Below are 13,957 nucleotides of genomic sequence, written 5' to 3'. Positions count from 1 at the left end.
TTCTTTTACACTCCTTCGGATCTCCTTCGGAACTTGTTCGGATCTCTTTCGGATCTCGTTCGGTTAGAAGCGAACGAGATCCGAAAGAGATCCCTAACAGATCCATTAGAATTCCATGAGAGTACCAAAGCAAAGTATAAGCAAATAGGGGTTTGACTCAAGCAAAACTGGTCGAGATTCACTCGATGTTAATCTGAATTAGGAAATTGACCAATGATTATACGTTTAGGTATTAACCTTTTTTGTCCATTAGGTCTTGAATAGCTACTGCGGCTAGCGTACCTCCGAATGCAGCTGGCAAGTAAGACATGGTACCATAAGCCGACTTCTTATAATTACTTCCATCTGTATAAAGCAAGGACTCTTTATCTGGCAATTCTGTAGAGAATACCACTTTAACGCCTTTTTTGATACCGTGTTTCTTTAATTTTTTGCGAATATGCTGTGCTAATTTACAGTTGAAGGTGCTTCCAATATCAGCAATACGGATTTTGGTAGGGTCTAATTTACCACCTGCACCCATAGAGCTAACGAATGGAATACCAGCTTCTAAAGCTCTACGAATAAAGAAAAGTTTGGGGGTTATGCTATCTATGGCTTCTACACAGTAATCGGGTTTAAGATCTAATAATCCAGGGATACTGTCCGGTAAAATAAATTCTTGGATAACATTTAGTTGCAATTCGGGGTTAATGGCTAATAAACGCTCCTTCATGATCTGGGCTTTCGCTTCGCCATGATTGGTAGCCAATGCCGGAAGTTGTCTATTACGATTACTTGGATCTACCGTATCACCATCGATAATGGTCATTTTACCAACACCCGAACGGCAAATAAATTCAGCGGCGAAGGAACCTACACCACCTAAACCTAATACCATAACATGTGAATTAGCTAATTTTTCCAATGCCTCACGACCGACTAGGGCTTCGGTACGGGACAACCAAGATAAATCCATCATTTAAACTAAACTATAATTAAATACCCGATTGAAATTCTGTACTATTTGCTCTTGTAATTGCTCTTTAGTCAATTTTCGAGCGTGGCAAAAGTAAGCATAAATATCGGAGATCGCTATAGTTTTATCGTCAGTTTCTAAGAAAAGGCGGTCCAGAGGGATGTTTTGTAAAAGATCTAAATGCTGTCCTTTCAGGATGTTTGCTCCAAGTGAAAGGTAATATCCATGGTGGAGTAAGGTTTTGGCTAATTCCCAATTTTTGGAATAGCCATGGAGAATAACCGGTACCTTGGTTTTCATGCGCATTAATGAAGTTAGTACTTCGGCATATGCCCGGACACAATGTACAATGATGGGTTTATTTAATTCATTAGCCAAAGCAATCTGCCTTTCAAATGCCATTACTTGTCGATCCCAAGGCGTACTGTGCATTTTATCCAATCCACATTCGCCTACAGCGATAACAGCTTCGTTGGCTTGTAATTGGACTAAAGCCTCAAGCTGTTTATCAAAGTTATCATCTATATACCAAGGGTGAATGCCTATGGAACAAGGTTTATAGGTTAGATAATCCTTAGAAACCATCATATTTGCTAGTGCAAAGTATGAATTGCTTTGTGTTTTAGGATGATGTGTATGAATATCGATATACATGTCGACCTTTGAATAAAGGTAAAACTAGGGAAAATTATTTAGGACTCTTCAATTTCCACGCATTTTTCAAACTCTAAGACCACAATTCCCGAAGTAGTATCGATTTTATATCTTTTTCTATTGGGGTCAATATCAAAGGATTTATCGATTTCAGGTACGACCTCTGAGACTTCCAGGATTACGGGGTAACCTTCATAAGGGATTTCGGATCTGGAGTAATGCGTCACATGATCAAAACGAAGCTTGCGTTCTTGGGAATGCTCACCGGCTTCTGTATCGACTAAAAGGGTAACAACCATGCTCTGCGTCATAGAATCCTCTTCAGTGCGTACGATTTCTGCGTCTAATAGTGAATTAATGTCTATAGCCATATCCGTTTAATCAATAGTTTGTATTTGAATAACAGCAAATGGGCTTTTTCGTTTTAAAATTTTCAATTAATACTGAACTCAAAGTTTTTATTCTTTAAATCCGCGATTACCCTTTTTATGATCTCCCGATTTTGTTCTAGGCCAGTAATCATTTTTGGCGTCTTGATAAATGGATGCGAAGAAGCCTTCTCGGATTGTCCGTTGGGGTTGTTTTTATTTCTACGATGGAACATATGACCTCCTTGCTTTCTAATAAAATGATGGACTATACTTGCTTTTAAATTGCTGTAATTACCCTTGTTTATACTGGTTATGCCACAGGCATTCAAAGGATTGAACGTTATACCTGGTTAATTAAAGATAATAAAAAATATGAAAAACAAGCTAAAAATTGGTTTTTAATACGCTTAATAATCCCTTTTTGGGTAAGGAATGCATATCTTCGTTTCTAAAAAAATATCCTTGTTAAAGATTGCGCATCATAAGGCATATATACATCCTTTGCCCGAAGGGCATCGATTTCCGATGTTAAAATATGATTTAATACCTTCTCAGTTGCTATATGAGGGGCTGGTGGAAGAGGCTAATTTTTTCGAGCCAACATTAATTGATCGGGAGACAGTCTATTTAGCACATGAGTCGCAGTATGTGGATGATTTATTGGGATTGACCTTAGACCCTAAGATGATCCGTAGGATCGGTTTTCCCATGTCGAGAAGCTTAGTAGATCGGGAATTGTACCTCATAGATGGAACGATTAAAGCGAGTCATTTTGCCATGGAATATGGGGTAGCATTTAATACTGCTGGGGGCACGCATCATGCCGGACGAGATTTTGGCGAAGGTTTCTGTTTATTAAATGATCAAGCGGTTGCAGCAGCTTATTTGTTTGAAAAGGGATTTGCCAAGAAAATATTAATCGTCGATCTGGATGTGCACCAAGGAAACGGAACAGCACATATCTTTGAAGATCATTCGGATATTATTACTTTTTCCATTCATGGAGAGAAGAACTTTCCGTTTAAAAAAGAAAAATCGCATTTGGATATTGCTTTACAAGACGGGATAGAAGATGAAGCCTATTTGAGTCTATTGGATCGGGAATTGAATACTTTCATCGACAAAATAAAACCCGATTTTATATATTATCAGGCAGGGGTGGATGTGTTGGCAAGCGATAAGTTAGGTAAATTTAAACTATCGATGGCAGGCTGTATGAAACGTGATAACTTGGTTTTTATGGCCTGTAAGGAACGCGGAATCCCTGTTGAGGTCAGTATGGGTGGGGGATATTCACCACAAATTAAGGATATTGTCAATGCACATGTCAATACCTATAGAAGTGCAATCACTATTTTTGAATTCTAAATATTATTTATGTTTTTTCATCAAGACGCTAATTTTGATCACCTAATCATCCATCATGTAGGAAATAAAAGCCAGGATGAATTTTATACGCTGTCGGACAATGAGATTGACCTACAGTCTGATGAAGTGTTGACCGATCTATTGATGCAATATTTTATGCGTCCATTTGCAAAAGCAAACGAAGTATATCGATTCTACCATCCCAATGAGGAATTGGAATTAAATGAACTATACTACTTTTCGAAGCAATATTTTGATCAAAAGATCTCTTTTGTGAACTTCTCACATTCCATTGCCAAGTATTTATATGAAGTGACAGAGCATCCCAAGATTAAATCGGGAGAATTGTATGTCGTTGCCTTGGAAAATGTACAAATGGAAGGAGAGGAGCATGCTGCAATCGGGATTTTCAAATCGGAAAATAAGGAGGCTTATTTGAAAGTGTTTCCTCAAGCTGATGGTTTGGATGTGAGCTATGAACAGCAAGCTATTAACATCAATAAGCTGGATAAAGGTGTGATCATTATCAATACGGAGAAGGAGGAGGGCTATAAGGTCCTTTGTGTAGATCAAACGAACGGTTCTGAGGCCGTATATTGGAAAGATGACTTCTTGAAGCTTAAGACTCGAAATGATAATTTTCAGCAAACAGGAAATCTTATGAAGGTCTATAAAAACTTTGTTACCGATAAGATTGATGAAGTTTTTGACATGGATAAAGCGGATAAAATTGATTTGTTGAATCGGTCGATGAATTACTTTAAATCCAAGGAGACATTTGATGAGGAGGAATTTAATGAAGAGGTGATTGGTAATCCGGAGGCAGTCAGCTTATTTAAAGATTATAAGCAATCCTTTGAAGATGAATTTGAATCGCCATTTCAATCGAACTTTGATATTGCTGGAAATGCCGTAAAGAAAATGGCGAGCAGTTATAAATCGGTTTTAAAACTCGATAAGAATTTCCACATCTATGTTCATGGTAAAAGAGAATATTTGGAGAAGGGCTATGATGATGATAAGGGTATGAACTATTACAAGTTGTATTTCGAGAACGAAGAATAACTTTTATGAAGGGTAATCCGCTGAAACGCATAGGAATTTGGGTATTCTCTTTATTGCTCCTTATACTCTTATTAAATGGTTTGATGAGCAATGGAAACTTTGTAGAAAACTACTACAGTAAGAGTTTTTACCCAATATTTTCATGGATTCCTAAGATTCTATTCGGATGGATTCCTTTTAGCTTTGGTGATGTTAGCTATGCTTTATTACTGGTTTTGGGTATATATTTATTGCTCAAAAGCATCTTTCTTTTGTTTCGAAAACAGGGTAAAAAAGCCTTATATAGTTTTTCAAAACTGATTATTTTATTGTTGGGGATATATGCCTACTTCCATATATCTTGGGGCCTGAATTATTACAGGACTCCAATTAGCAAACAGTTAAATTTAAATACAGATACTGTACTCTTAGAAGATCATCTTTCTGTTTTATCTAATCATATTCAACTAGTTAATGCACTTCGTGAAAAGTTAGACTTTAATAGTTTGCAACGGAAAGAGGCAGAGAAGCGTATTGAAAGTTTGATGAAGAATGATATGGATTTTCCCATGTTGTCGAAAACTCAAGTTCAAATTAAATACCCATTTTCCAATACATTGGCTTCTTATTTTGGGGTTTCCGGATACTTCAATCCATTGACCCATGAAGCGCATATCAATGGCAAGATGCCACTGGCAAGTTATCCATTTACAGTTGCACATGAGCTTTCGCATCAAATGGGGATTGGATTTGAGGATGAGTGTAATTTTATTGCTTACGTCAAATTACATCAGCAACAAGATCCTTGGTTTGCCTACTCAGCCTATTATGAAAGTGTGAGCTATTTATTGCGTTCGCTCTATTTAGTAGATCCGGTTCTTTTCAAGCGATATAAGGAGCAACTTTCTCCAAAAGTATTGGGGGATTTTAAAACCGATCAAGAGTTTTGGAAGAATTATACGGGTTGGATAGCGGATATATCAGGCTTGTTTTACGATCAATACCTAAAGCATAATAACCAAGCTGAGGGGATGGCTCGATACGGAATGGTAACTCGATTAATAATTGCCTATGAAAAGAACAAGAGGCCACTTGAATAAGCAGCCTCTTGTGGAGTCTATGGTAAAAATTAATTGCTATTAACGCTTAAACGGAAAAACTTTCCCCGCAGGCACAGGTTCTGGATGCATTAGGGTTATGGAATTCAAATCCCTTTCCATTCAATCCATCGGAATAATCTAATTCAGTTCCTGCCAAATAGAGATAAGATTTAATATCAAGACAGATCTTGATACCATTATCTTCAAAAAATTGATCGCCTTTTTTCTCTTCGTTATCAAAGTTCAATTTATAAGACAAACCAGAGCACCCGCCACTTTCAACCGCTACGCGGACAAAGTAGTTTTGGTCGTAGTTTTCACTGCTCATGATTTCTTCAATACGTTCCTTCGCTTTATCTGTTATGGTTACCATGCTTTTTTTCCTCTTGCTAGTATTTTACAAAGTTAATCAATTTTTCATTTTCCTGTTTTTCCTATCATCTGCGCATTGTCATAATAAGCCTTCCTTATACATTTGCCAGATAGGAGACTGCTCTCGAATTTGTGTGACGACGTTTTTAAGCAGCTCTACGGCTCGATCTATCTCGAGAATGGTGTTGTGTCTGCTAAAGCTGAAACGGAGGCTACAGAAGGCATCTTCGTCGCTTAGGCCCATCGCTTTCAACACGTGGGATGGATCTCGGGAACCCGATACACATGCCGAACCAGAAGATATACACATGTCAGGTAACTTGGTCATTAGTTCTGCTCCTCGAACATGTAAAAATTGAATATTGGAGGTGTTGGGTAGTCTATTTACTGCCTTTGCATGAATACTTATGTCGGGTATGTTCTTTTGAAGTTCTTCTTCAAAATAGTCTCGTAATTCACTTGTATACTGTTTCTTATTTGATAAGAATAAGGATTCGCCCATTCCCGCTATTTGAGGGACGGCATAGGTTCCTCCTCGGAAACCACTTTCCTGATTCCCACCTACAATTAAAGCTGGAATCTGAATGGGTTTAGATTTTCTACGGATAAATATTGCAGCTGCTCCTTTAGGACCATGGAATTTATGTGCCGAGAAACAAAGAATGTCAATGGGAATCTTTTGAAGGTCCAAAGGTATTTTGCCGATCCATTGGGTAGCATCACAAAAAAACAAGACATCTTTTCTAGTGCAAATTTCAGCAATTTCAGCGATGGGATGTAGTACGCCGGTTTCATTATTGGCTGCCATTAAGCTGACTAAAATAGTATCCTCTCGAATGGCATTTTCTAATTCTTTTAGATTTATGCTGCCATTAGAATCCACATCTAACAATTGAATATCAGTTCCTTCTTTATGGATAGCTGCACAAGTACTTAATATAGCTTTATGTTCTGTTTTACAACTGATAATATGATTTCCTTTGGTTTTGTATGCTTTAGGGAATGCCCTTAAAACGGTATTGATTGCCTCGGTAGAACCACTACAGAAAAATAATTCTTTGGTATGGCAATTTAAGGAGTTTGCGATTTGTTTTCTAGCGTTTTCAATAGCGTGATTGGCCTGTCGGCCTAACTTATGTTGAACACTAGAAGCATTTCCATAAGATTCTTGGAGATACGGCATCATAACGGCTAAGACTTGATCATCAATTCTTGTTGTCGCATTATTATCAAAATACATCAATCCCATATGTTAAAGTTATTTAAAATATTGCCATATCTACGCTAAAAACGATATATTTTTTAATTTTGCAGTTCAATAAATCACACAGTAGTATGAAGTTTGCAAACTTAGAAACAAGTTTAGAAAAGTTATTTGATTCGGTATTGTTGAAATTACCGAGTATCGCCATTGGATTTTTCATCTTATTCGTTGGACGATATGTTATTCATTTTGCATTAAGGTTTGTTGACCGTCGTTTTGAAAAGCGAAATGTCGATATTTCCATACGCTCATTTATTAAGAGCTTAATAAAATTTACCTTATACGCTTTATTGCTATTGACGGTTGCTAATACCATGGGGATTCAAACGACCTCCTTTATTGCTGCATTATCGGCATTTGGTTTAGCAGTAGGTATGGCCTTGCAAGGAAGCTTATCCAATTTTGCAGGTGGGGTGTTGATTTTGATGTTCAGACCATTTGATGTCGGTGATTATATCTCTTCAGCTAATGGTTCATCTGGATCTGTAGAACGTATTGATTTACTTTATACTACATTGATTGATGATGATGGGATTCGGGTCTTTAGTCCAAATGGTACTTTGGCGAATTCAGTTATAAAGAACTTTACAAAGATTGCTGCAAGACGTATGCAATTTAGCGTATTAATCTCCTATGATACAAATATTAAGACGGCAAGAGAAGCAATTATGACTGCTTTAGCAAATGATAAAAGAATTTTAGATTCCCCGAAATCAGAGGTTATTGTAGGCGATTTGAAGGATTCTGGTATTACCTTAACTATTCGCGCTTGGACAAAACGTGAAGTTTATTGGGCAACTAAGAATGAGGTGGGTGAAGAGATCAAAGCGATTTTGGATAAAGCAGATGTTAATTTTCCTGCTTCCAATCTAGGAAATCTATTGAAATAAGAATTGATGAAAACTTGAGTGATTAGTTATCTAGTACCTAATCTTTCGAATTTATTAAAACAAAATATCGGTAAGCTACAACAGCCTGTTGTAGCTTACTGAGTTTAGAAGGGTCCTTCTTGCTATACTTGGGCAAGATCTTTTGATTGATGCTGTTTAAAAACTTAAAGAATCCCTTTTTCATAATATTTTCTGATTAATGGATGAAGTAATTCAATCCTACAGCCAATAAAGCTCCAATTATTGGGCCAAGTACAGGCACCCAAGCATAGGCTCCGTCGAATCCTGCTTTGTTTTTAATTGGAAGTATGGCGTGCATGATGCGCGGTCCTAAGTCACGAGCAGGGTTAATAGCATATCCCGTAGTACCTCCTAAAGATAAACCGATTACCCATACTAAGAAAGCAACAGGTATGGCGCCTATAGAGCCCAAACCAATAACTTGATCGTCTGCAAACTTAGCATCCTGAAAATGCAGGATGGTAAAGATTAGTACAAATGTGCCGACAATCTCGGAAATAAGGTTGATTGGGTAATTTCTGATGGCAGGTGCAGTACAGAATACTGCTTGTTTAGTTCCAGGATCTTCTGTTTCGTCAAAATGATTTTTGTACATCAGCCATACGATGGCTGAACCAATCATAGCACCCAAGAATTGTGCGCCAATATAAGAAAGGGACGTGGCTACGTCCAATTTACCCATAGCTAGGTTGGCAATAGTTACAGCACAGTTTAAATGCGCACCGCTATACGGGCCTGCTATGTTGACACCTACAAATACAGCAAGTGCCCAGGCTGTTGTGATAACGATCCAACCGCTATTATTGCCTTTTGTTTTGTTTAAAACCACATTGGCTACCACACCTCCTCCAAGGAGGATCATTACTCCGGTACCAATTAATTCTGCTAAAAATGGAGTCATATAAGGTTTAGTGTTTAGTTATTAGATTCATGTTTATGGATTCGCTGACCAATAGATTACTGATTTGACTGCTCTGTTCCATGATGCAATATATTCTTTTAATTTTGGATTTTTCTTAGGTGTAAAACGCTTGTCTTCTTTCCAAAGGGCTTCCAATTCTTTAACGTCTTTCCAAAACCCAACAGCTAAACCTGCTAAGAAAGCAGCGCCCATAGCCGTAGTTTCGGTGATTTCTGGTCTTACAACCGTGCTATTCAAGATGTCTGCCTGGAATTGTATCAAGAAATTATTTTGAGTAGCTCCGCCATCTACACGCAATTCTTTGATCTTGGTCTTCGAATCGGCTTCCATAGCTTTCAGAATATCATAGGTTTGGTATGCTATACTTTCTAATGCAGCACGAGCAATATGCGCATCTGAAGTACCTCTGGAGATACCGAATAAAGTTCCTCGAGCATTTGCATCCCAATGTGGCGCGCCTAATCCTGCGAAAGCTGGTACTAAATATACGCCATCGGTATCAGGTACACTGCTGGCTAAAGCCTCGACATCACTCGATTTCTTGATGATCTTCAGTTCATCACGTAGCCATTGAACAACAGCACCACCAATGAATACACTGCCTTCTAAGGCATAAACAACATCTTTTCCAATCTTCCAACCAATGGTAGTAACCAATTTATTTTCTGATTTGACAGGCTTATTACCGACGTTCATCAATAAGAAACAACCCGTACCATAGGTGTTTTTAGCCATTCCTTTCTTCGTACACATTTGTCCAAATAGGGCAGCCTGTTGATCTCCTGCAATCCCTGCAATAGGGATTTGTTTATTGCCTAATTCGGTAGATGTGTTTCCATAGACTTCTGAAGAGCTTTTTACCTCCGGTAAGATGTTTGCCGGAATATCAAATAGTTCTAGTAACTCTTCATCCCATTTCAGCTCATTAATGTTGTACAACATGGTTCTTGATGCGTTGGAAACATCCGTAACATGCACTTCGCCATTTGTTAGATTCCAAATTAACCAGCTATCTACCGTTCCGAATGCTAATTCACCACGCTCAGCAAGTTTTCGAGCACCTTTGACATGATCTAAAATCCATTTTATCTTTGTAGCAGAGAAATATGAGTCTATTAGGAGACCTGTTTTTTCCTGTACTTTTTCTAAATGACCCGCCTTAATTAATTCAGCGCAATAATCGGCTGTTCTACGGTCTTGCCAAACAATAGCATTGTAAATAGGTGTGCCGGTGCGTTTATTCCAAACGATGGTGGTTTCGCGTTGATTGGTAATACCGATGCCTTTAAGGAAATCAAGTTTGGTTTTAGATTTCGCAAGTACTTCAGTGAAAACAGCTAATTGACTAGACCAGATCTCTTGAGGATCATGTTCTACCCATCCAGATTTTGGGTAAAACTGTTGGAATTCCTTTTGAGAGATATTAACGATTTCGCCCTTTTTGTTAAATAGAATTGCACGAGAGCTCGTCGTTCCTTGGTCTAAGGAAATAATGTATTCTTTCATGTTATGTTGTTTTATAAAAGGTTATTTTATAGTAAGTAACGAGTAGCTAATTCCTCGTACGCTTTAATTTCTTGTGCTATCCATTCTTCTGATTTACCAAGCTCTTTGGCCATTATTCTTGCAACCTTCGGTGCTGCAACCATAGAAGCCTTGGCATCCAGAAGTAACAAACGACTTCGACGTGCTAAAAAGTCTTCCACTTTACAAATCATCTCGTTGCGACATGACCAAACGACTTCTACTGCTTGGTAATCATAACCAGCTACTATCTCTTCTCTTAGACTCGGATCTTCTTGTGCTAATTGCTGTATGGCAGCATAGTCTTTACCATAAAGACTCCAGTGTCCATGATACCTGTCTTTGGTAGCACCGTGAATAGGCAATTGTTTCGTTTTACATGGTACTTCAATCAGCTTGGCAGTCTCAATAGCTAAGTTTACAGTATCTTCTGCCATCTTACGGTAGGTGGTCCATTTACCACCGGTAATAGTGATCAAATCAGACTCGCTCTTGATCAGTTTATGATCTCTTGAGATTTCCTTAGTACTTCCTGAATCTTTGTCTGTAGGAGCAGCTAAAGGCCTTAATCCGGCGTATATGCTTAATATATCTGCACGAGTAGGAGCAGGATCAAGGTAATTTTTAGCTGTTGCTAGGATAAACTCGATTTCCTCTTCCATCGGTCTAGGCTCAATCTGATGCTGATCAATAGGGATATCTGTTGTTCCTAATAAAACTTTTCCATGCCAAGGCACCCCGAATAAAACACGGCCATCCGAGGTTTCTGGAATCATTAAGGCATCTTTACCAGCTAAGAATTTTTGATCAATTACGATATGTGAACCCTGACTTGGGCGAACTAAATTTTTGTGATTGGCAGTATCGAGTTTGAGGATATCATCAACAAAGATGCCTGTAGCATTAATAATAACCTTTGCTTTGACCTGGTAGGATTCTTGGGTTTCTCGGTCGAAGATGGTCAATCCATTGATTTTTCCTTGCTCATTCTTGGAGAAACCTGTTGCTTCCACATAGTTCAGAACCGTAGCACCATGTTCAATCGCTGTCTGAGCAAGATTAACTGCTAGACGGGCATCATCAAACTGGCCATCATAATATAATACCCCTCCATGAAGTGATTTTTGCTCAATATGAGGTAATTTTTCGACTACATCTTTCTTAGAAAGGGAAATGGAGTTCCCAACACGCAAGGCTCCAGCTAACCAATCGTATAATTTAAGTCCGATCAGGTATTTCAACTTGCTAAAAGTTGAATATACTGGAATAACGAAGGATTGTACCGAAGAAACATGTGGTGCATTCTTAAATAGAAGGCCTCGCTCACGTAGGGCACCAATCACCAATTTAATATCACCATTGGCTAAATACCTAACCCCTCCATGCACAAGCTTAGTGCTTTTACTGGAGGTTCCTTTAGCGAAATCATATTTTTCGATAAGCAATACTTTATATCCACGGCTTGCAGCATCAACGGCAGTTCCTAGGCCTGTAGCGCCTCCTCCGATGATTACAATATCCCATTTGTCGGTTGTCTTTATTTGGTTTAGTTGCTCTGTTCTGTTAGGTACGACTTGCATTGATATGTCTTTTAGCTAAAATTAAGGATTTTTGAATGGAAATGACAAGCTATAGCTTATTATTTATTACCCATACTAAAATGATGAAAGCTAAATTAAGCTTTTTATCTATTTTTAAACCATAATTATTAGGTATATTTAAACAAATTTGAATAACTATTGGATAAAATCAGGTAGAATATTAGCTAAATAATTTTATTCAAGGCGTTTATAAGGTTTAACAGTAGGACATTTCACTTAAATATTAAGTTAATATTAAATTATTAGAAGCTGTGAAAACTAGGGATGGATTGTAATGATTGAGGTTTACTTTATTACTGTTATTATCCATATAAACTGCAATGCATTCAAAATATAGTCAAAATGCGTAATATTCTATTTACGCAATCGATTGATAAGATGAATTTTAAGAAAAAAGACAGATATTGTCTATAATAAATACAGAAATGGCAGGAATGAATAACACATTTTTAAAAAGTTTGATTACACTTGTAAACTAAATCTACGATATAAATTTTTAATGAAGCAATAATCGGCATCTACTCTGTGTTTGACGTTAAAAACTAGCGTTAAAAAGGGAGTTTTGTGTTTGATTATCCTCTATGGAACCATCAATATTATGAAAGAAATAAAAAATTCTTCTAGACGTGATTTCCTAAAGAAATCCTTGATCGGGGCGGCAGCATTTACCATTGTTCCCCGTTTTGTTTTAGGTAAGGGCTACCTAGCACCGAGTGATCATTTGACCAAAGGTGTAATCGGTGTAGGTTCTATGGGACGTGGACATTTTGGCTATGCCGGCACAAAGACGGTTGCCATCTGTGATGTAGATACGCGTCACTTAGCACTAGCGCAAAAAGCACTAGGTGGTGGTATTAAAGAGCACCATGATTTCCGCGATTTAATTAATAATCCGGAAGTAGATATCGTTCATATTGCAACTCCTCCACATTGGCATGGCTTGATGGCTGTTGAAGCTGCTCGCTCAGGTAAAGACATTTGGTGTGAGAAACCGATGACTAGAACAATTGGAGAAGGTAAGAAAGTAAAAGAGGCTGTAAAACAGCATGGTAATATTTTCCGTTTGAATACCTGGTTCCGTTTTGATGCGAACTTCTACGGTATGAATGTACCTGTTAAAAAGATCAAGAAATTGGTGGATACAGGTATGTTAGGATGGCCACTGAAAGTAACGATCAGTAAGCATACAGGATTTGACTGGAAATTCTATTGGGTAGGGAAGGAAAATCTACCAGTACAACAAGTTCCGAAAGAATTGGATTATGAAATGTGGTTAGGTCCTGCACCTCATAAACCATATAGTGCACACCGCGTACATACAACATTCCGTGGATATTGGGATTATGATGGTGGTGGTTTAGGTGATATGGGACAACACTACTTAGATCCAGTTCAATACTTCCTAGGTAAAGATAATGAGAGCCCTGTGAAAATAGAGGTGGATGCACCTCAACAGCATTCAGATGCAGTTGGTACTTGGCGCATGATTACTTATACCTATGCTGATGGATGTCAAATCATCTTAGATGGAGCCGGTACTGAAGAAGGTAAAGCTTATATTGAAGGACCAAATGGAAAATTATTCCGTGGATTTAAATCGGATATTCCGGATATGGAACGCAAATTAGCTCAATATCCTGATCCAGCACCGCAGGTAACTGATTTTGTTGAAGCTGTAAGGACTCGTCAGAAGTTTGCTTTAAATGAAGAGAACGGTTATTATTCATGTACATTGGTGAACTTGGGATTAGCGGCATTGCGTTTAAACAGAACACTTAATTACGATTCTACTAAACAAGAGTTTGTGAATGATGAAGCAGCAAACCGTTTAATTAATCAACCAATGAGAGGCCCTTGGTCATTCTAAA

13 protein-coding genes are annotated in these 13,957 nt (G+C 38.0%); 5 read left to right on the top strand and 8 right to left on the bottom strand.

Annotated features, from left to right (window positions below):
* Window positions 1-232: 232 nt before the first annotated feature.
* From ABD676_RS10405 to ABD676_RS10395, 3 genes are read right to left on the bottom strand one after another with little or no spacing between them, the layout of a single operon-like run.
* A complete protein-coding gene (locus tag ABD676_RS10405; RefSeq protein ID WP_344674608.1) occupies window positions 233-961 on the bottom strand; it encodes a tRNA threonylcarbamoyladenosine dehydratase in 729 nt (242 codons plus the stop codon).
* Window positions 962-1,612, bottom strand: coding sequence for a TatD family hydrolase (locus ABD676_RS10400; RefSeq protein ID WP_344674607.1), 651 nt, complete (start codon window positions 1,610-1,612; stop codon window positions 962-964). It abuts the gene before it with no gap.
* Window positions 1,613-1,650: 38 nt separating this feature from the next.
* Complete coding sequence (locus ABD676_RS10395; RefSeq protein WP_344674606.1) at window positions 1,651-1,983, bottom strand: hypothetical protein; 333 nt, start codon at window positions 1,981-1,983, stop codon at window positions 1,651-1,653.
* Between the two features lie 432 nt (window positions 1,984-2,415).
* Between ABD676_RS10395 and ABD676_RS10390 the strand changes: the two genes are divergently transcribed.
* From ABD676_RS10390 to ABD676_RS10380, 3 genes are read left to right on the top strand one after another with little or no spacing between them, the layout of a single operon-like run.
* Window positions 2,416-3,351, top strand: a complete 936-nt coding sequence (locus ABD676_RS10390; protein ID WP_344674605.1) for a histone deacetylase family protein — start codon at window positions 2,416-2,418, stop codon at window positions 3,349-3,351.
* Between the two features lie 9 nt (window positions 3,352-3,360).
* A complete protein-coding gene (locus tag ABD676_RS10385) occupies window positions 3,361-4,416 on the top strand; it encodes a nucleoid-associated protein (RefSeq protein WP_344674604.1) in 1,056 nt (351 codons plus the stop codon).
* A gap of 5 nt (window positions 4,417-4,421) precedes the next feature.
* Window positions 4,422-5,495, top strand: a complete 1,074-nt coding sequence (locus tag ABD676_RS10380; RefSeq protein WP_344674603.1) for a DUF3810 domain-containing protein — start codon at window positions 4,422-4,424, stop codon at window positions 5,493-5,495.
* A 46-nt stretch (window positions 5,496-5,541) separates the two neighbouring features.
* Here ABD676_RS10380 and ABD676_RS10375 read toward each other — a convergent pair whose 3' ends face one another.
* Together ABD676_RS10375 and ABD676_RS10370 are read right to left on the bottom strand one after the other, a co-directional pair.
* Window positions 5,542-5,868: a HesB/IscA family protein gene (locus ABD676_RS10375; protein WP_344674602.1), complete on the bottom strand. Its 327-nt coding sequence runs from the start codon at window positions 5,866-5,868 to the stop codon at window positions 5,542-5,544.
* Window positions 5,869-5,946: 78 nt separating this feature from the next.
* Window positions 5,947-7,116, bottom strand: coding sequence for a cysteine desulfurase family protein (locus tag ABD676_RS10370; protein WP_344674601.1), 1,170 nt, complete (start codon window positions 7,114-7,116; stop codon window positions 5,947-5,949).
* Window positions 7,117-7,202: 86 nt separating this feature from the next.
* Here ABD676_RS10370 and ABD676_RS10365 point away from each other — a divergent pair, with 86 nt between their 5' ends.
* Window positions 7,203-8,021, top strand: coding sequence for a mechanosensitive ion channel family protein (locus tag ABD676_RS10365; RefSeq protein WP_344674600.1), 819 nt, complete (start codon window positions 7,203-7,205; stop codon window positions 8,019-8,021).
* Between the two features lie 196 nt (window positions 8,022-8,217).
* Here ABD676_RS10365 and ABD676_RS10360 read toward each other — a convergent pair whose 3' ends face one another.
* Genes ABD676_RS10360 through ABD676_RS10350 form a run of 3 tightly spaced genes read right to left on the bottom strand, consistent with a single transcriptional unit; the run spans window position 8,218 to window position 12,068 of the window.
* Window positions 8,218-8,943 (bottom strand): MIP/aquaporin family protein, encoded by a 726-nt coding sequence (locus ABD676_RS10360; protein ID WP_344674599.1) that lies wholly within the window; start codon window positions 8,941-8,943, stop codon window positions 8,218-8,220.
* Window positions 8,944-8,976: 33 nt separating this feature from the next.
* Window positions 8,977-10,470: a glycerol kinase GlpK gene (gene glpK / locus ABD676_RS10355; RefSeq protein WP_344674598.1), complete on the bottom strand. Its 1,494-nt coding sequence runs from the start codon at window positions 10,468-10,470 to the stop codon at window positions 8,977-8,979.
* 26 nt (window positions 10,471-10,496) lie between these two features.
* Window positions 10,497-12,068, bottom strand: a complete 1,572-nt coding sequence (locus tag ABD676_RS10350; protein WP_344674597.1) for a glycerol-3-phosphate dehydrogenase/oxidase — start codon at window positions 12,066-12,068, stop codon at window positions 10,497-10,499.
* A gap of 619 nt (window positions 12,069-12,687) precedes the next feature.
* Between ABD676_RS10350 and ABD676_RS10345 the strand changes: the two genes are divergently transcribed.
* Complete coding sequence (locus ABD676_RS10345) at window positions 12,688-13,956, top strand: Gfo/Idh/MocA family oxidoreductase (protein ID WP_344674596.1); 1,269 nt, start codon at window positions 12,688-12,690, stop codon at window positions 13,954-13,956.
* Window position 13,957 lies beyond the last annotated feature (1 nt).

Source organism: Sphingobacterium kyonggiense, assembly GCF_039536825.1.
Lineage (GTDB): Bacteria > Bacteroidota > Bacteroidia > Sphingobacteriales > Sphingobacteriaceae > Sphingobacterium > Sphingobacterium kyonggiense.
This window is presented reverse-complemented; position numbering and strand designations above follow the sequence as displayed.